The 18,513-nt window shown below is 58.6% G+C and carries 16 protein-coding genes; 8 read left to right on the top strand and 8 right to left on the bottom strand.

Annotation, left to right across the window (positions count from 1 at the left end):
* Positions 1-251: 251 nt before the first annotated feature.
* The 3 genes from Q1J88_RS10530 to Q1J88_RS10520 are packed head-to-tail and all read right to left on the bottom strand — an operon-like array spanning position 252 to position 2,613.
* The gene (locus tag Q1J88_RS10530; RefSeq protein WP_301117628.1) at positions 252-776 is read right to left on the bottom strand and encodes an ATP-binding cassette domain-containing protein; all 525 of its coding nucleotides are present in this window, start codon (positions 774-776) and stop codon (positions 252-254) included.
* Positions 776-1,822, bottom strand: coding sequence for a peptidase M29 (locus Q1J88_RS10525; RefSeq protein ID WP_301117627.1), 1,047 nt, complete (start codon positions 1,820-1,822; stop codon positions 776-778). Before Q1J88_RS10525 ends, Q1J88_RS10530 begins: the two co-directional genes overlap by 1 nt.
* Positions 1,816-2,613 (bottom strand): alpha/beta hydrolase, encoded by a 798-nt coding sequence (locus Q1J88_RS10520; protein ID WP_301117626.1) that lies wholly within the window; start codon positions 2,611-2,613, stop codon positions 1,816-1,818. Before Q1J88_RS10520 ends, Q1J88_RS10525 begins: the two co-directional genes overlap by 7 nt.
* A 166-nt stretch (positions 2,614-2,779) precedes the next feature.
* On the opposite strand from Q1J88_RS10520, the gene Q1J88_RS10515 reads away from it, so the two are divergent.
* A complete protein-coding gene (locus Q1J88_RS10515; protein WP_301117625.1) occupies positions 2,780-3,625 on the top strand; it encodes an NAD(P)-dependent oxidoreductase in 846 nt (281 codons plus the stop codon).
* A gap of 82 nt (positions 3,626-3,707) precedes the next feature.
* Here the strand turns inward: Q1J88_RS10515 and Q1J88_RS10510 are convergent, their stop codons facing one another.
* Positions 3,708-4,400 carry a LuxR C-terminal-related transcriptional regulator gene (locus tag Q1J88_RS10510; protein WP_301117623.1) on the bottom strand — a complete coding sequence of 231 codons (693 nt, stop codon included), beginning with the start codon at positions 4,398-4,400 and terminating at the stop codon, positions 3,708-3,710.
* Between the two features lie 250 nt (positions 4,401-4,650).
* On the opposite strand from Q1J88_RS10510, the gene ppc reads away from it, so the two are divergent.
* The 3 genes from ppc (at position 4,651) to Q1J88_RS10495 (ending at position 9,235) form a co-directional block, all read left to right on the top strand.
* Positions 4,651-7,521: a phosphoenolpyruvate carboxylase gene (ppc, locus tag Q1J88_RS10505; RefSeq protein ID WP_301117622.1), complete on the top strand. Its 2,871-nt coding sequence runs from the start codon at positions 4,651-4,653 to the stop codon at positions 7,519-7,521.
* Between the two features lie 9 nt (positions 7,522-7,530).
* A complete protein-coding gene (locus Q1J88_RS10500) occupies positions 7,531-8,022 on the top strand; it encodes an MgtC/SapB family protein (RefSeq protein ID WP_301117621.1) in 492 nt (163 codons plus the stop codon).
* A gap of 160 nt (positions 8,023-8,182) precedes the next feature.
* Positions 8,183-9,235: an XdhC family protein gene (locus Q1J88_RS10495; protein WP_301117620.1), complete on the top strand. Its 1,053-nt coding sequence runs from the start codon at positions 8,183-8,185 to the stop codon at positions 9,233-9,235.
* On the opposite strand, the gene Q1J88_RS10490 is transcribed toward Q1J88_RS10495, so the two are convergent.
* The 4 genes from Q1J88_RS10490 to Q1J88_RS10475 form a co-directional block, all read right to left on the bottom strand.
* A complete protein-coding gene (locus Q1J88_RS10490; RefSeq protein ID WP_301117619.1) occupies positions 9,232-9,915 on the bottom strand; it encodes a 2OG-Fe(II) oxygenase in 684 nt (227 codons plus the stop codon). The genes Q1J88_RS10495 and Q1J88_RS10490 overlap by 4 nt on opposite strands.
* A 286-nt stretch (positions 9,916-10,201) precedes the next feature.
* On the bottom strand, positions 10,202-11,458 hold the full coding sequence (locus tag Q1J88_RS10485; RefSeq protein WP_301117618.1) for a putative Na+/H+ antiporter: 1,257 nt from the start codon (positions 11,456-11,458) through the stop codon (positions 10,202-10,204).
* Between the two features lie 148 nt (positions 11,459-11,606).
* A complete protein-coding gene (gene ubiA / locus Q1J88_RS10480) occupies positions 11,607-12,551 on the bottom strand; it encodes a 4-hydroxybenzoate octaprenyltransferase (protein ID WP_301117617.1) in 945 nt (314 codons plus the stop codon).
* A gap of 9 nt (positions 12,552-12,560) precedes the next feature.
* Positions 12,561-13,865 carry a PLP-dependent aminotransferase family protein gene (locus tag Q1J88_RS10475; RefSeq protein WP_301117615.1) on the bottom strand — a complete coding sequence of 435 codons (1,305 nt, stop codon included), beginning with the start codon at positions 13,863-13,865 and terminating at the stop codon, positions 12,561-12,563.
* A gap of 378 nt (positions 13,866-14,243) precedes the next feature.
* Between Q1J88_RS10475 and Q1J88_RS10470 the strand changes: the two genes are divergently transcribed.
* From Q1J88_RS10470 to clsB, 4 genes are all read left to right on the top strand, one after another.
* The gene (locus Q1J88_RS10470) at positions 14,244-14,543 is read left to right on the top strand and encodes an FmdB family zinc ribbon protein (RefSeq protein WP_301117614.1); all 300 of its coding nucleotides are present in this window, start codon (positions 14,244-14,246) and stop codon (positions 14,541-14,543) included.
* Between the two features lie 92 nt (positions 14,544-14,635).
* Positions 14,636-16,426, top strand: coding sequence for an aspartate--tRNA ligase (aspS, locus tag Q1J88_RS10465; RefSeq protein ID WP_301117613.1), 1,791 nt, complete (start codon positions 14,636-14,638; stop codon positions 16,424-16,426).
* A gap of 21 nt (positions 16,427-16,447) precedes the next feature.
* Positions 16,448-17,296 carry an endonuclease/exonuclease/phosphatase family protein gene (locus Q1J88_RS10460; RefSeq protein WP_301117611.1) on the top strand — a complete coding sequence of 283 codons (849 nt, stop codon included), beginning with the start codon at positions 16,448-16,450 and terminating at the stop codon, positions 17,294-17,296.
* Positions 17,297-17,382: 86 nt separating this feature from the next.
* Positions 17,383-18,513: cardiolipin synthase ClsB (gene clsB / locus Q1J88_RS10455; protein ID WP_301117610.1), on the top strand; the 1,131-nt coding region annotated here is incomplete at its 3' end.

Here is an 18,513-nt window from a genome sequence, read left to right as displayed (position 1 = left end):
GATAGCGCCTGCACCAGCAACCGCCATGCGCAGTGTGCCGGCCTGGGAGACCGGCGTGATTGTAGTAGCTTGGGATGTACTCATTGTCAGGCTCTTCGTCCCGTTGATGAGGCCTTACTCTAGCATCAAATTGGCCTTCCTCAAATTGGCCTTCCTTTAACGAAGGCAGGCATCCAATGACTTTGCGGAACTCACCGATTTCAACCTGCGCGGTCTGATGTATGGTCGTGTCAGAAGCGTGCAAATCAGCGTCAATCCTCGAGTTTTACCAGGTGTTTTCCAATACCTCGGCCGTCCAGCATGGCGCGCAAGGCGGCGGGGGCATTGGCAAGGCCATGATGAATGGTTTCGTCCAGCTGGATATTGCCGGCCGCAGCAGCGTCGGCCAATGCCTTGCCCGCCTGGGCGAAGGCATCGGTGTGTTCCCAAACCAGAAACCCCTCGATGGCAAGGCGCTTGTAGAGGATGTCCTGGGAATTGATTTGCGCGCCCTTGCTCTCGTATTCGCTGCTGTGGCCGCACAACAGCAGTCGGGCCCGTGCGTTTGCGCATTGCACCGCTGCTTCCAGGACTGCACCATCGACGTTGATCGTTCCGCCAGTGGGCTCTATCAAGCCGGCGATCAAGCGCAGCAGCGTCGACTTTCCACAACCCGACGGACCCAACAGAAAGAACAGCTTCGATTCGGGAATTTCGAGTGTCAGTGATTTATAGATCGTGTGGCCGGCCAGCGTCAGGCCGACATCATGCACGTCGATGCGGGGTTGAGCGGCCATTACAAGAGCTCCTTCGCCAAAGACCCCGAATCGACGACGCAATGGTCGTCAAGAAAGACGGTGCAGTTGCGCATGGGGTAGTCAAAATGGCATCCGGTGTAGCGGCCCGCGGTTTCATTGGCGCCTGTTGAAAACAGAAAATTGCCGGCAAAGGCGCGCAGTTCTGTGCCATTGGTGTCGCGCTTGTCATACATCGCCAGGGCATCCCACCGGGCGGAGGGCGCCATTCCCCAACCCACATGGCTGACGGCATACGCATCGGCTTGGTTCCAGCTCCTGTAGTAACCGCGTATCAGTTCGGCGTCGATGCCCGAGCCCTCGATGGAGACGACGTAGTCATTCTCAATGTGAAACGTAACCGGCGTATCGAGATAACGCTTGAACGTGAGATTGACGTCGCCGGGTGACAGCACCAGTGTGCCATTGACGCTATCCGGCCGGGGAAAACAAATGCACAGTCCTGCCGGCCAATAACCGAAGCTGCCTGGCTTATCGGCGATGCCTGCACTGCCGCGCCCCTGCGTACCGTTCAGATTGACCGTCAGATTCGTTCCGGCGTCAGAGGTGATCTTCATGATTTCGGCGCCGGTGATCAGCTTGGCGCCGGCCAGGCATTTTTCCTGCAGCGCATGAGAAGGCTTGAGTCGCTCGAGAATCTCGGGGTGTTCGTTGCTGATCATGAAGATCCGGGCACCCTTCGACAGAATATCGGCGCGCTCGGGCGAATGCAGCAGACCCTCGACCGTGCAATCGACGACGACGTCACAGGCAGCCAGCAGTTGAACCACTGGCTGCAGCTCGCCAATAGCCTGCGAAGCGCCCGTAGAGCGCACCGGTATCGACGACTCCAGGCGGGGAGTGGGCATGCGTACATGGAATGCGCGTGCGCCCATCTGAATGAGTGCCAGTTCTGCCAGTTCGGTCAGCACGGGGCGCGACTGGCTTTCGGACAGTATGGCCACGACTTCGCCTCGCCGGATCTTGCAAAGGCCGAACACTTCTACAAAGTCTGCAACCCATTTGCCTTCGGCCCGTTCAATCAACATGGCTCGAACTCCTTCTTGAGGCGTTGATACCAAGGGTTGTCGGCGGCCTGCAGCACCAGGTGGGTGTCAAAGTGCCCTGCGCCCGGCACGACGGTGTGAGTGACGGCGCAACCCTGTTCGCGTAGCGCATCGACCATAGCATTGGAACTGGAGATAATGCGCTCGAAGTCATTTTCGCCCCAAACGATGTGAAATGGGACGCTGTTTTTATGAACAAAACGCAGTGGACTGGCGTCGGCGTCTTGCGAAGGATCGGCCAATACCAGTTTATACACGCGCTCTTCGCCACTGCCCGGTTTGGGGTTCTTGGTTCGAAGATCAAAGCGGCTACTGACAGGAAAGCATGCCCGGATCCATGGGTAATGGCCCTTGAGAATGGCCAGGGATGCCAGGTGCCCGCCCGCTGAATGGCCGCCAATGACCACCCGTTGCTCGTCATAGCCCCGTTGTCGGATCAGGTCTTGTATGCCGGCCAAAGCGGTACGGACATCATCGAACGCCGCCGGCCAGCGGTGTTCGGGGGCCAGGCGATAGGTAACGCCGATGAGAACTGCCGGCAATGAAAGGACCGCCGGCGCCATGAAGCGCAACCAATCCAGACCGCCATGCGTCCAGGCTCCTCCGTGCAAGAAGATCAGAACGGGGGCATTGCTTGCATTCGCAGGCTCGTAGACGTCGAAGCGCTGGCTGGGCAGAGGGCCGTAGCCACGGTTGAGCGCCGGGTCAATGACTGTCGCCTTGCCCAGCTCTTCGACGCGACGCGCGTAGGCCTCGGCTTCGGAGGTCGACATGGGAGCGGCTTGCGAGGGTAAAGAGGGCGTATGCATGCATAGGAGTCTAGCCACCTGCCTTCGGCAACGCCTACTATCCTTAAGGATAGGGTCCCAAGCGTTTACGCAACAGGCTTCAAGGTGGTAATTTGGCCTCTGCTTGTCTGTTGATATCGGAGCACGTGCAATGCAAACGATTGGTTTTGTCGGCCTGGGCAGAATGGGCACGGCCATGGCAGGTCGTCTGGCTGACGCCGGCCACAAGGTCATCGCCTGGAATCGCAGTGCCAAAGAGCCTCCAAAAGGCGTGGAGCGCGCGGCGACGCTTGAAGACCTGGTGGTTCGCAGCGATGTCGTGCTTTCGATATTAAGCAATGACGAAGCCACTATGGAAGTTCTAACCCGCATGTTGGCCGGCGGCCCGGTGCAAGGCAAGATCTTTGTAGAAATGGCCACGCTGCGCCTCGAAACCGTGCACAAGCTGGCTGCCATGGTTGACCAGGCCGGAGCCGCTTTCGTCGAAGCGCCCGTAGTCGGAACGGTGGGGCCTGCTGTCCAGGGGAAATTGCTGACCCTGGCCGGGGGCGATGAACAGGTCGTGCAGGCGCTGCACAGCATCTGGCAGGCCTATTCCCGTCGAGTCGTGTATTGCGGCCCAACCGGCCGTGGCATGGCAATGAAGCATTGCATCAACAATTTGATGAGCGTATATTTCGCGGGCCTTGCCGAAGCCCTGGGAGCAGGGGCTGCGGCTGGTCTGTCGCTGGACGCCATGCTCGATGTCATACAGGACACTCCTGCAGCCCTGCCGGCATTGGCGCTCAAGGTCGATGTCGTCAAGGGCGCGCAAGTTCCTGTCGCCTTCAGTGTGGCAGGAGCCGCCAAGGACATGGGCGTCATCGTGCAAAGTGGCGTTCAGAACGGCGTACCCATGAACCTTACGAAGCAGGCGCTGGCCTTGTTTGAGGAGGTCGCCAACGCCGGTAACGCCAACAACGACCTGGCGGTGGCGGCTCGACATTACCTTAAGTGAACGGCGTCAGAAATGAACAGCGTCAGAACATGCCGAGTCAGAACACGCCGAGTCAGAACACGCAGCGTCAGAACACGCAGCGTCAGAACATGCTTTGCTGGGTGGCCCCCGACCGATAGGCCATGACGATGGCTTCGGCCCGGCCGGACGCGCCTATCTTGCGGAAGATACTTTTGGCATGCAGTTTGACCGTGGCCAGAGACAGGCCCAGCTTTCGTGCGATGAGCTTGTCGGGCATGGCTTCGAGCAGGCACTGCATGACCTCTGTTTCGCGGGGCGTAAGGTTTGCCCACGGAAACGCGGGCGGCCTGCGTGCGGCCAGGCAGGCTTTTTCGATGACCGGCAGGAAGGAATCGAGTCTTTGGAGCGTGTCGGCCGAGAATTCGCCCTGGGATGCACTGCGCCCCAAGCGCAGCCCTGCAATGATTTGATTGCTGGAATCGCGAAGCAGCAGCTCTACCTTATGAGCTACCCCGATGGGCTGCATGAATTCACGCACATATCTGGGATGACTGTTGATGCCTCCGCAAACATCATTGGCGGTAATGATCGAGCGCTTGGTATGCGCAAATTTACGGGGGTGAAAGGGGTCGTAGCGACGGTAGGTTTCCCCGTATGGCTTGATCCAGCGTGTTTCGCCGCCCAGTACCACATGCGCCGACGGTTCCAGGTCGGGTCCGACTTCGTAAAAGCAACATCGTGCGACAGGCACCAGAGAGCCCGCCACTTGCAGGATGTTCTGCTTGAACTCTGAAGGCAACTGGTGGGTAGTCATGATCGGGGCAATTCTGGATTTTAGGGGGGAGTTCTGCGCCTTGTTTACCGAAGGGCATCCATATCTATGTATCGTATGGCCTTTCCACCATACCTCATATTGGCGTTAGTGCTAAGTCGGGCAAGCGACTGCCAGGGGTTCCAGGGGTTCAATGCCGGCGTGTTTTTGTCACCAGACCGGGTGTTTTTTCCTGCTAAAGTTGTTGGTTGCGCCGTACCCCGGCGTAATACAACGATAAAAGGATGGGTTTATGAGACAGCTTCCGGCAGCACGTAACTTTTTCACCGATTCTGATGTTCCACCATTGCGCGCCTATGTACGTTTATTGGGCCGAACGCTGGGCGAGGTCATTAAAGAATGTGAAGGGCAGCGCGCTTTCGATGTTGTCGAAAAACTCAGGCAGGTGGCGGTCCGCCTGCGGCGCGAAGGCAATGAACGGGATGGACGTGCGCTGGAACGGCAGATTGCGCGCCTGACCGACGACCAGGCTACGCAAACCGCGCGCGCGTTCGGTTATTTTTTGCATTTATCCAATATCGCCGAAGACCGGGATCAGGTTCAGCGTCGTCATCGACACGAACTGGTGTCGGCCGACCCCACTCATGGCAGCCTGGACTACGCATTGGACGTGTTGCGGGGGCGGGGCGTGGGCAAGTCGCGGATACGCCGCTACCTGGAAACGGCATTGATTTCGCCCGTGCTGACCGCCCATCCGACCGAGGTCCAGCGTAAAAGCACGCTGGATCTGCACCGCGCTATTGCCGAACAGCTGGCGCTTTGCGACGAGGCCCTGACCGACACTGAGCGTCTGCGCGTGCGGCAACGGCTGACCGGCCTGATTGCCACCCTTTGGCAAACGCGGATGTTGCGGCAACAGAAGCTGACGGTGCTGGACGAGATCGACAACGCCATTTCGTACTACCGCAGCACTTTCCTCGAAGCGATTCCCAGGCTTTATCAGGATTTCTCGGATCGTCTGTTGCCTGCACGCCGCTCGATATTCGATGTAGATGGCCGCATGCTGCCGCCGTTTCTGCGTATGGGCAGTTGGATTGGGGGCGATCGGGACGGCAATCCGAATGTGGATGCGTCGGCGCTTGAACAGGCGCTGCTCAAGCAAAGTGCCTGCGCCCTTGAGCACTACCTGTCAGAAATCAAGCTGCTTGGTACCGAGCTTTCGATGTCGCTGGCGATGGCCAGGCCTACACCACAGCTGGCGGAACTGGCCGCCCAAAGTGGCGACACCTCGCCCCACCGCACCGACGAGCCGTATAGACGGGTGTGCATCCACATGTATGCGCGGCTGGCTGCCACGGCACAAGAGCTGGTGGGGCGCTCGTTGGCCATGTTTCCGACCTATGCGGCTTCCGCGTACGAGAGCCCCGACGCCTTCCGGCACGAACTGGACATCATGGCGCAATCCCTGCAGTCGCATCACGGCGCTCTTATTGCCCGGTTACGGCTCGACAGGTTGCGTCAGGCCGTGGCGGTATTTGGCTTTCATCTGGCAACGATCGATCTGCGTCAAAGCTCGGATGTCAACGAGCGGGTGGTTGCCGAGCTGTTCGCGGCGGCCGGCAGCAGGCAGGATGGAAAGCGCCTGGATTACTTGCGGCTGAGCGAGGAAGAGCGCATCGAATTATTGCGCAGCGAAATCCGCCAGCCCCGGCCCCTGGTGTCTCCATGGTTGCGCTATACCGAAGAGACCGAGAAGGAACTGGCCATCTGGCGTATGGCGGCGCAATGCCGCCGCCGCTTCGGAGTGCATTCCATCGGTCAGGTAATCGTCTCGCATACCGAATCGCTTAGCGACCTTCTTGAAGTGCTGTTGCTACAGCAGGAGACCGGCGTCTGCGCGCCTCCCGGCCAGGCAAGATTTGACGATGGCGGCATGATGGTCGTGCCCTTGTTTGAAACCATTCCCGACCTGGAATGCGGGCCCGATATCATGAGCCGTTGGCTCGGCTTGCCGGAAGTTGCCGATCGGGTGCGCAAGGACCAGGGTGGGGTCCAGGAGGTGATGCTTGGGTATTCCGACAGCAACAAGGACGGCGGCTACCTGACTTCCAACTGGACGCTCTATCGCGCCGAGCGGCGGCTGGTCGAAGTGTTCAGCGAGCATCGAACGCGTCTGCGCCTGTTCCATGGCAGGGGAGGCTCTGTCGGTCGTGGCGGGGGCTCGAGCTTTGATGCGATTGTTGCGCAGCCGCCGGGGACCGTGGACGGTCAGATACGTTTGACAGAGCAGGGTGAGGTGATTCAGGCCAAATACAAAGACGTCGAAGTCGGCACCAGTCACCTCGAGCTGCTGGTGGCTGCCACGCTGGAGGCCGGGCTGACTCCCGCACGGTCGGCAGTGCGCGCCGAGCAAGAGAGCATGCGTCGCTTTGGCGCCAGCATGGATTTTCTGTCGAACACCGCCCAACAGACCTACCGTCATCTGGTTTACGAAACGCCGGGCTTTGCCGACTATTTCTTCGCTTCCACTCCCATTCTGGAAATCGCCGGGCTCAATATCGGGTCTCGCCCGGCAGCGCGTAAGCCCGGTCAGAAGATTGAAGACCTGCGTGCCATTCCCTGGGGATTCTCTTGGGCGCAATGTCGCCTGTTGCTTCCGGGCTGGTATGGCGTTGGAACCGCCCTGTCTTCATACATTGAGCAGGGGTGCGAAGGCGCCCCGACTGATCGCGGTCAACGGCTGCAGTTGTTGCGCGACATGGCGGCTTCCTGGCCCTTCTTCAAGATTTTGCTGTCGAACATGGAGCAGGTTCTCGCCAAGGTCGACATCAACATTGCACAGCGCTATTCCGAACTGGTGCCAGACAAGAAGTTGCGCGATGCAATTTTTGGGCGCATACGGCAAGAGTATGAACTGACGCTGGACATGTTCCGGCTGGTCAGCGGACATGATCTGCTGGAGCACGATGAGCCGCTTCGCTCCGCTTTGGACGAGCGCTTCGCTTACGTGGATCCGCTTAACCGTCTGCAGGTTGAGCTTCTTCGGCGTCTGCGCGCCAGATCGCGCAGTCGGCGAAAAGCAGAAACGATGGAAAGTGAAGTTCAGATCGCCATTCACCTGACCATCAACGGAATTGCTGCGGGGCTGCGAAACTCGGGGTAAGCTCGCTTTATGCACGACGCGCTTTCCACTATCTGGTCGACGCTGGCGCAGGAGTTTTCCGACGTGACCGAACTCGACGATGCAACCCGTATTGCGGTGCGTCTGTTGATGGCTGTTCTGCTGGGCGGCCTGATTGGTTACGAACGCGAGCAGCGTCGCAAGGCGGCCGGTCTGCGTACGCACATGCTGGTGGCGCTGGGCGCAGCGGTATTTGTGCTGGGCCCACTCGAAAGCGGCATGGAAGTTGCAGACATGAGTCGCGTGCTGCAAGGCGTGGTGGCGGGTATCGGTTTTCTGGGTGCGGGCGCCATTATCAAGCTTGATCAGGAAGGCATCATCAAGGGCCTGACCACGGCGGCGTCGATATGGATGGCGGCGGCCATTGGCATTACAGTTGCACTTGGGCGCGAAATCACGGCCATTATGGCCACCGTTCTGGCACTGTTTATTCTGATCGTGTTGCGCTGGATCGAAAGCAAGCATCCCCAGAAATACAAGTAATGCGGCAATGGTGCGCCTGGAATGCCCAAACCAGTGTCCCGGCTCCCAGAAGGGCATATACTATTCTTAGTACGACTCAATACGCGTGCGCGCAGCAGCGATGTTTCGTCGTTGTTTTGTCGGTCGACGACCAGGCACCGTATTTTTGTAGGGTCAAGTCATGGAAAATCTAGATCTCGTTGTGCTTCGCGCCTTGCGCGACTGGCGCCAGGCCGGTCGCCGTGCCCTGCTGGCCACCGTGGTGCGTACCTGGGGTTCCTCGCCTCGTCCCATCGGTTCCATCATGGCCCTGTGCGAAGATGGAACGGTAGTGGGTTCCGTTTCGGGCGGCTGTATCGAAGATGACCTTATCTATCGATTTACGCGTGCGTATTCGGGCGAAGGCGCCGGGCGCGAGATCCCGCAAGGCGCACCGCAACTGCTTAAATACGGCATCAACGCCGACGAAGCCCACCGTTTCGGGCTGCCCTGTGGGGGTACCTTGCAGTTATTGCTGGAATTCGACCCCCAGCCCGAACCCTTGGGCGAACTGGTCAAGCAGCTTGAAAACGGGCGACTGATGCAGCGCGAGGTAAACCTGGCAGACGGCAAGGTCACCCTGCACGCGGCAGAGCAGCCGTCAGAACTCTTGCTAACTGACACCACCCTGCTGAACAATTTTGGTCCCGAGTACCGAATGTTGTTGATCGGTGCCGGCCAGCTGACAGAATATCTGGCGACCATGGCCCTGTTCAACGGATTCACGGTCACAGTGTGCGATCCGCGCGAAGAATATCGGGGCAACTGGTCGGTAGAAGGCGTAACGCTTACTTCAGAAATGCCCGACGACGTCGTGCGCGAGTTTCGGGCCGATCGCCGCTCTGCCATTATTGCGCTTACTCACGACCCCAAACTTGATGACCTGGCCTTGCTCGAAGCGCTTGAAACCGAAGCCTTCTACGTCGGTGCCATTGGCTCGCGCAGCAACAACAACCTGCGCCGCGAGCGCCTGATCGAATATTTTGACCAGACCGAAGAGTCTCTGGCCCGTCTTCGCGGTCCGATTGGCATCTATATTGGCAGCAAGACGCCGCCCGAGATCGCGGTCAGCATCATGGCCGAGGTTCTGGCGGTAAAGAACGGTGTCACCTTGCCGCGCGACATGGACGTCGCCGCCGCCAAGGACAGCATTGGTGTGCCGCCCAACGATACCGACCTGGTCTGCGCGATTTAAAGAGGGCTGACATCCCTGAACCACCCGGTCAGGCTCCATCGCACCCGTGTGGCGGGCAATACCTCATGGGGAATCAGGTCGCTGCGGAAAATCGCAAGTCGTCCTGCAAGCGGCAATACCTTGGCCACCACCGTGTCGGCAGTGGCTACAGTGTCTGCCGTGGCCTGCGCTTCGCCCTGGCCTGTGGCCCGCACGCTATCGGGATCATTGTCGCTTTCTGGCGCATACAGGCATAGCTCCCCGCCTTCGTCGGCTTCCCAGTCTTCGTTCAAGTACAGCACCAGCGAAACCTTTCGTGCGGTGCTTCCGCGGTGCTGATCCACGTGGCGTGCGTAACCTTTACCCGGTTCGTAGCGCGCGAAATGAAACTCCTGATCGCGCAGGCATAAAAAGAAGTGCCGGTTAAGTTCTTGCCGCAGTTCGTTTGTAAAGCTCAGAAACTGGGTAGTGGCAGATGCGGGCGATTTTTCGTCGAGCCAGCAGATAGCGTCGCCGCGGATGTCGGGGTCGTAAACGACGCCTGCCTTGCGACCTATGGAAGCGGGTTTGAAAAAGCCTTGCTGCCACAACTGGTGGGCGTGCAGATACAAGGCCTGGGTAAGAGAGGGAAGAATGACGCGATCACTGATCGCCCAGCCGTGTTCTTCAAACGACTGGAAAAGCACATCTTGGAAGCCCATCGGGTTTCGAGCGCCTAAAGTCAGCATTGTTGCACACTTTAGTTATCATAGTGGCGTTCCTGACGCCCTACATTACTACTCGGTATGACCTCTGGCGAAATTATAGTTCTGCTGATCTTTGCGGTCGGCCTGGTTTGTTCGATTACCCTTTTTATGTGGCTGGTCCGGCTGGTGCGTCGCGACAGCAATACATCACGAGATTCCTGACGCCCCCTGGCGGTTGTTTGCGAACTCGGCGTGCGGCCCCGAGGCGTCAGCAGTTTGGGGAACCACCCGTTGCGCCAGGTTATAGCAGGAAGAAGACTGCGGCGACCACGGTAGGAACAGATGCCGACAGCAGCAGCTTGAGCGGCGAGATCGCCCCGTCGGGAAAGCATCCCTTCAATATGGCAAAGCCTGCCGGGTTGGGTGCGTTGGCGATAACGGTCAAGCCACCGCCGGTGACGGCACCGGCCACCAGCATATAGCGCCAAAGTTCGCTTGTGCCTTCCACCAGTGAACCCAGATAGGTAAGGGCTGCATTATCGGTGACAGCGGTGAGCGCCATCGATCCCCAGAAAAGTACGATGGGTGACAGGCCCCCGAGCAAGTCCTGCAACCACCATTGTTGCAGGCCCCCAAGCACGACCAGACCCGCCAGGAAGAACCCCACCATCAGTCCTTCCTTGATCATCAGACGATCCTGGTACCGGGCGTAGGCGTGCGCATAGCCGATAAACATCATCAGCAGTCCAAGGAAAACGACGGGGTGGTGCGCCCCCAGGACAATACCAATAAGTACCGCCAGATGAATCAGGATGACATAGGCAGGTGTCCTGACAGTGGATGCCTTGGGTTCACGACCGATTTCACCCGAGACCAGATACTTGCGGCAGATGAGCGTCAGCACGGCGGCGTTGATCACAACGGCGGCGGCTGCCCGCCAGCCGAAATGTGTGGCCATATAGGCGGAATCCCAGCCGAAAGTGCTGGCCACCATCAGTACCGGGGGCGCGGCATACGCGGTTAGCACACCACCTATGGATATGTTCACGAACAGCACGCCCAGTGTCAGGTATTTGAAACCGACCTGTTCAGGCTTGTGAAAATAAGCGTCGCGCAATAACAATGCCGCCAGCGTCATGGCTGCGGGCTCGGTAATGAACGAGCCGGCCAAGGGCACGAAGGACATGGTCACAAAAAAAGTGGAAAGCTCGGCGCGCAAGGGCAGGATACGCGACAGGGCGCGCACGATCATTCCAACCAGTTCGAGTATTGGCCTGCTGGCCGCCACCACCATAATGGCGAACACAAAAGCCGGTTCGGTAAAGTTTCGGGTATCGAGATAGGCCACTGCATCGCCGGCGCCGACCACCAGTCCGAAAATAATCACCAGCACAAAGGCCCAGACGCCGAACACCGCCTCGACTTCAGAAAGCAAGTGCCACAACCCTGCATGGGGTCCATTGCGGTTGGCCAGCCGCGCAAACACTGGAACCGAGAACGTATGGACGATGGCAATAGCAAACAGTATGGTGGCAATCAGCTCGATGGTAAGGGGCATGGTGATGGATTTTTTGGTCGAGTTTCGGTTGCTGAACTTTATCAGTCAGACTGCGAGTCAGACTGCGGGTAGCTTAAGAGTTCGAGCCTGACAGGCCCAAACGCTTGTATTCTGATGATGGAAAGGTCGGCGATATGCATTGAACACATCATAAAAGCGTGCCAACCAGCGTAGCGACAATCAACATGACGCCTACTGTCATGTTTGACCGGAACAGCATGAAGTTGCGGTCGGGTCGTGCCAGATCAAAGGTAAACATTTGCCATATGAAGTGGCCGCCGATGACGGCAAGAACTACAAAATATGCCAGGTGATGACCCAGGGCCAAACCGCCGTACAGCCATAAGAGGAAGGTGGCCAGGTAAAAGCCGCTGATCCACAGCTTGCCATGTTCGGCAAAGCGCATGGCCGTGGACTTTACTCCTACTTTAAGGTCGTCCCGTACATCCACGTAGGCGTAGATCGAGTCGTACCCCACCTGCCATAGTACGGCACCCACCCACATGGCTACCCCGGCCAGCGGGATGTAGTTTTGCGTGTCGGACCAGGCCATCAGCATGCCCCAGTTGAACCCGATGCCCAGCACAATCTGCGGCCAATATGTGAATCGTTTGCAAAGTGGATAAATGATGACAATGGGAACCAGGGCTACGGCCATCCACCGGCTGTACTCGTTGATGGCAAACAGCAGCAGCGCGCATACCGCAAACTGGCCCAGCAAGAAGTACAGTGCGTTGCGCAATGTGAGCTGCCCGCTGGTCAGGGGTCGAAAGCGAGTGCGTTCAACCTGATGATCCAGGTCGCGGTCGAAAATGTCGTTAAGAGTGCAACCGATGCCGCGCATCAGCAGCGCACCCAATGAAAAGATAAACAGACGCCACAGCGTGGGCCAGCCTTCTGCAGCCTGCACCAGGGCTGCGAGACAGGGCAACAGGGTCAGCCAGGTACCAACGGGCCGGTCTAGCCGGCAAAGCCGTGCATAGGGGCCCCAGCTTTTGGGTAACCAGCGCTCGACCCAATCGTCGTGGCGCATGTCAGAGAGATCGGGGAGCGGGCGCGAGTTGTGTTCAGAAGGCGGTTGTACGGACGACATGCGGGTAAATCAAAGGGCCTGCAGGCGCGAGGCGGGTGTACTGATGGTCGGGTCTGTGCCGCTTAGCATCGTTGCCGGCTCAACAGCATCAAGTTCGATGCCAGGGGTATCTGGGCTTGCGTGACTTTCTTCGATCAGGCGCCCAAGAATGGCGATGCCCTCACGAATCCGGGCTTCGGGGACGGTGACAAAGCTCAGGCGCAGGGTGTTGTGCTGGGCGGCGTCGGCGTAAAAGGGGGCGCCGGGCACGAAGGCGACATGGCGCTCAATGGCGCGGGCCAGCAGTTCTTGCGCATCGATGTGCTGAGGCAAGGTCACCCAGATGAACATGCCGCCTTCCGGACGGGTCCAGCTTGTACTCGATGGAAAATGCGATTGCATGGCGTCGAGCATGTAGCCACATTGCTCGCGATAGATGTCGCGAACCGCCGGCAGGTGCTGCGCCAGGAATCCGTTCTTGATGGTTTCGTATACCGCCATCTGTGTCAGCGTAGAGCTATGCAGATCGGTGGCCTGCTTGATCTGTACCAGTTTGCTGATGATGGGCGCCGGCGCAACGATATAGCCCAGGCGCAGGCCGGGGGCCAGCACTTTCGAAAACGATCCCAGCCTGATGACAGTGGCACCCGCTTTGCGCCCCAGTGCCAGCAAACCGGGCAGTGCTTTGCCTGCGTAACGCAAGTCGCCGTACGGGTCGTCTTCAATAATGGGAACGCCGGCCTGCGCACACCGTTCTACCAATGCCTGCCGACGCTCCAGGCCCATGGTGCGGCCGGTGGGGTTCTGGAAGTTGGGCAGGGCGTAGATGAAGCGGGCGTCGTTCAGCTGTTCGGCAGTGAGCTCTTCGGGAATCAGGCCGCCCTCGTCTGTTGCAACGGTAACGTATTCGGGCTCGAACAATGAGAAGGACTGCAGCGCGCCCAGATAGCTGGGTGCTTCAACCAGGACCTTGCTGCCCGGATCGATAAACAGCTTGCCCAGCAGGTCTAGCGCCTGCTGCGAACCCGAAACGATCAGCACCTCGTCGACACTGACATCGGTGGCGCCACGTTGCTGCATGTCTTGGGCCAGCCATTCGCGCAGTGGCGTGTAGCCTTCTGTCGGGCCGTACTGCAACGCCGTGTGCCCTCTTTCGGTCAAGACGCGGTCGATTGCCTGTTTGACGTCTGCTATCGGAAAACCCACCGGCGCCGGCAAACCGCCCGCAAACGAGATGATCTCGGGTCTTTCGGTGACCTTGAGGATTTCCCGGATGGTCGAGCTGGTGATGTTCTTCGCGCGTTGCGAAAATCGGTAAGTAGAAGAGGAGGGCATGAAGCGGGTCCGAAAAGAGCGATCCAACCGTCTAGAATACTGCAGATCGCCTTGTTTCGCATGAGTTGAGGCTGGAAATCCGCGCCCGGAGCCGGTGCCTCGGGGCTTCCGCTCAGAAATGTGCGTGGTCTTTTCCGACGGGATGACAAGACTTGATTTCTGCGCAGCCGACCTCATCTACTGGGGCGAAGGCCGGTGCCTTCTGGGTGGCAAACGGCAAAAACAGCTAAAATCACGCGTTATCCGTGGTTTTTATAGTCTGATTCGGCCGATGCCACTATCCGGGCTGAAGCTTTGCCGCGCGTCGCATGTCGTATCTTACGATCCCAGGGCGGCAGCCAGCGGTTTCCTTAGACTATTTTTCTTGGGATTTTTTCCGTGCCTATCTATGCATACAAATGCAGCGATTGCGGTCATGCGCAAGACGTTCTGCAAAAAATGTCCGACCCCATTCTTACTGATTGCCCCGAATGTGGCAAAAGCACCTATGTAAAGCAGGTGACGGCTGCGGGTTTTCAACTGAAGGGCTCTGGCTGGTATGTCACTGATTTCCGTGACGGCGGCAAGAAACCCGGCGGCGGATCTGAAAGCAGCTCTGCCAGCGATTCGTCCTCCTCGGCGGCGTCCAGCTCGGCTGCCTCCACTTCCCCGGCTTCCTCCACGGCAGCCGCAACCTGATACTCATGGCGTCCCGAAGGCCTCCGACTTTTCGGAAGCCTTCGGTCTGATTCGCCGACATCAACAGATTCAACAATACGGAGCACTCCTTCATGCGTACCTGCTACACCGGCGAGGTCAGTCGAGAACAACTGGACCAGACAGTGACATTGTTTGGTTGGGTGCACCGGCGTCGCGATCATGGTGGCGTCATTTTTATCGACTTGCGTGACCGTGCCGGCCTGGCTCAGGTAGTGGTCGATCCTGATAACGTCGAGGCTTTTGCCACGGCCGAGCGCATTCGTAACGAATATTGCCTGCGCATTACCGGCTTGGTGCGCTTGCGCCCCGAAGGTACCAACAACCCTGATCTGGCATCGGGCGAGATCGAAATCCTGTGCCGCGAGATCGAAATCCTCAATACGTCGGTAACGCCCCCGTTCCAGCTCGACGATGACAACCTTTCGGAAACGACCCGTCTGACGCATCGTGTGCTCGACCTTCGTCGCCCGCAGATGCAGCAGAACCTGATGCTGCGCTATCGCGTTTCGATCGAGGTACGCAAATACCTGGACAGCCTGGGCTTCATCGACATTGAAACTCCGATGTTGACCAAGAGCACCCCGGAAGGTGCGCGTGACTATCTGGTGCCGTCGCGCGTGAATCCCGGCGAGTTCTTTGCCCTGCCCCAGTCGCCGCAGCTTTTCAAGCAGATGCTGATGGTTGCCGGTTTCGATCGCTACTATCAGATCACCAAATGCTTCCGTGACGAAGATCTGCGCGCCGACCGCCAGCCCGAATTCACCCAGATCGACTGCGAAACCTCCTTCCTGAACGAAGAGCAGATTCGCGACATTTTTGAAGGCATGTTGCGCCACGTATTCAAGGAAGTGCAGGGCGTTGAGCTGCCGGCTTCCTTCCCGACCATGACGTGGGCGGAAGCCATGCGCCGCTTTGGCTCCGACAAGCCCGACCTGCGCGTCAAGCTCGAGTTTGAAGACGTGTCCGACCTGATGGCCAATGTCGACTTCAAGGTGTTCTCGGCTCCGGCCAAAGACCCGGCCTGCCGGGTTGTGGCCTTGCGTGTGCCGGGTGGCGGTGCGCTGTCGCGCAGCGAGATTGATGCCTATACCAAGTTTGTGGGTATTTACGGCGCCAAGGGCCTGGCCTACATCAAGGTCAATGACGCCAAATCCATCCCCGAAGGGCTGCAATCGCCCATCGTCAAGAACATTCACACCCAGGCGCTGACTTCACTGATCGAACGCACTGGCGCGCAAGACGGCGACCTGATCTTTTTCGGTGCCGACAAGACCAAGATTGTCAATGACGCCATGGGTGCCTTGCGTGTCCGTATTGGTCACAGCGACTTCGGCAAGGAAAACGGCCTGTTCGAAGCCGGCTGGAAGCCGTTGTGGGTGGTTGATTTCCCCATGTTCGAGTACGACGAACAAGAAGGCCGTTACTTTGCGGCGCATCACCCGTTTACCAGTCCCAAGGACGGCCACGAAGAGTTTCTGGAAAAAGACCCGGCCCGTGCTTTGGCCAAGGCTTACGATATTGTGTTGAACGGCTGGGAAATCGGCGGCGGCTCGGTGCGTATCCATCGCGCCGACGTTCAAAGCAAGGTTTTCCAGGCCCTTAACATCAGCGACGAAGAAGCCCGCGAGAAGTTCGGCTTCCTGCTGGATGCCTTGCAGTACGGTGCACCGCCTCATGGCGGGGTGGCCTTCGGTCTGGACCGCCTGGTAACCATGATGGCCGGAGCCGAAAGCATCCGCGACGTAATCGCCTTCCCCAAGACCCAGCGTGCTCAAGATCTGCTGACGCATGCTCCTTCGCCGGTGGACGAAAAGCAACTGCGCGAATTGCACATACGCTTGCGTCCGGCCGAGCCCAAGTAAGGGCAGCGGGCGGGGGTCGACATGTCTATCCTGCGCATCGTCAGCTATAACATTCACAAGGGCCGATCGGCGATCGGCTCGCGCGAATCGCTGTCGCAACTGCGTCTGGGTTTATATGGCCTGCAGCCCGACCTGCTCTTTCTGCAAGAGGTACAAGGGCGCAACGAACGCCAGGGCATCCTGCATGCCCAGCATGAGTCGCTGGGCGCTGCGCTGGACATGCAGTACTGCTATGGATGCAACGCCATCCGGCCGTACACCGATCACGGCAACGCATTGCTGTCGCGCTACGACATCCTTCATTACGAGAACCAGGACATCTCTGACCATAAGCTGGAGCAGCGCGGCCTGCTGCACGCCACCATCATGGTCGACGAGACACAAGTACACTGCCTGGTCGTGCATCTGGGCCTGTTTGCGGGCGGGCGTACGCGACAGATCATGGCCCTGGTTGACCGCATCAAGCGCATGGTGCCCGATCATGCGCCCATGATCATCGCGGGCGATTTCAACGACTGGACCAATCGCCTGGCACCGCTGTTTGTAGAACAGTTGGGTCTGTACGAAGTGTTTGCAGTGTCGCCGCAAGGGCTGGCCACGCGGTCGATGCCCCTTCATCACACGGTCAGGCACCTGGGGCGCAGCCTGCGCCGCAACCGCCTGGCGCAATCTGTGCACGAGCTGGGCATCAACGGCATGGCCCGCATGACGCCGCCTCCGCGGACGTTTCCGTCGGCCTTTCCCTGGCTGCGCCTTGATCGCATTTATCAGCGTGGTTTTGCCGTGCGCAAGGCGCGCGTCCTGCATGGGCGACCGTGGCGTCAACTTTCGGATCATTCCCCTATTTTTGCCGAACTGGAACTGCCCTGACGGCAGCTTCCCGCCGGGCATCGGGTATGCCACGTGCCTGACGAGGAAAAATAGCATCTGGCCTTAATGTCATCGTGGGAGAGTTCATGGCGCGCAAAGAGCCACGCCTGATCTGGCGCGAAGGAAACTGTATCGAACTGCTGGAGAACGGCGGTGAGTTTTTTCCGGCCCTCTGCCGCGATATCGATGAGGCCAAGGCCAGTGTCCATCTCGAGACCTACATTTTCAACCTGGATGATACCGGCCGAAGAGTGCTGAGTCACTTGAAAGCAGCTTGTGAGCGTGGGGTCAAGGTTCGGGTCGTCATCGATGGTTTTGGCAGTTATCCGCAAGCCACCGAAATTGCCCGCCTGCTCGAGCAGATGGGAGCTCAGCTGCGGATTTACCGGCCGGAGCCCAATGGTCTGGGCCGATTTCGTTTCAAGCTCAAGCGCCTGCGCCGGCTTCACCGCAAGGTTACTGTCATTGATCGCCGCATCGGCTTCGTGGGTGGCATCAATATCATCGATGACCTGGAAGATGTTCCGGACGACGGCCAGGGCCCGCGACCCAGATTCGACTTCGCCGTTCGGATACGGGGTCCCATTGTGCAAGACCTGGTCAAGGCACAAAGTGATTTGTGGATACGGATGGGATGGCGCCGCCGTGATGACTGGAACGAGTTTTATCAGCGGCTGAAGGGCTGGCGCGAGAGGCGTGCTCAAGCCTTGGCCGAAACGCAGGAACGGTTCGAGCCGGGAATGCGAGCCAGTGTCTTGCTGCGCGATAACCTTCGGTTTCGCAATACCATCGAAAACGTATATGTGCATGCGCTGGAAACCGCCAGGCACGACGTCCTTATTGCCAATTCCTATTTCTTCCCGGGTCGCCGCCTGAAAGAAGCCTTGCGCCGTGCAGCAAGGCGTGGAGTGCGGGTGCGGCTATTGCTGCAGGGCAGGGCCGAGTACGCGATACAGTACCGCGCCTGCCGAAGCATGTACCACCGGGTGCTGCAGGCCGGCATCGAAATCTACGAATATCAGCCCAGTTACCTGCATGCCAAGGTCGCAGTCATCGACGGCTGCGCCATGGTGGGGTCTTCGAACATGGACCCGTTCAGCTTATTGCTGGCCAGAGAAACCAATGTGTTCATCAGCGACGAGGGCTTTGCAGAGGAACTGAAAAATTCGCTTGAGCGCGAGCTGTCCAACAGCTGCAATCATGTGACGGCGGAATCG

The organism is Pusillimonas sp. (genome assembly GCF_029263785.1).
Classification (GTDB): Bacteria; Pseudomonadota; Gammaproteobacteria; order Burkholderiales; family Burkholderiaceae_B; genus Pusillimonas.
This window is presented reverse-complemented; position numbering and strand designations above follow the sequence as displayed.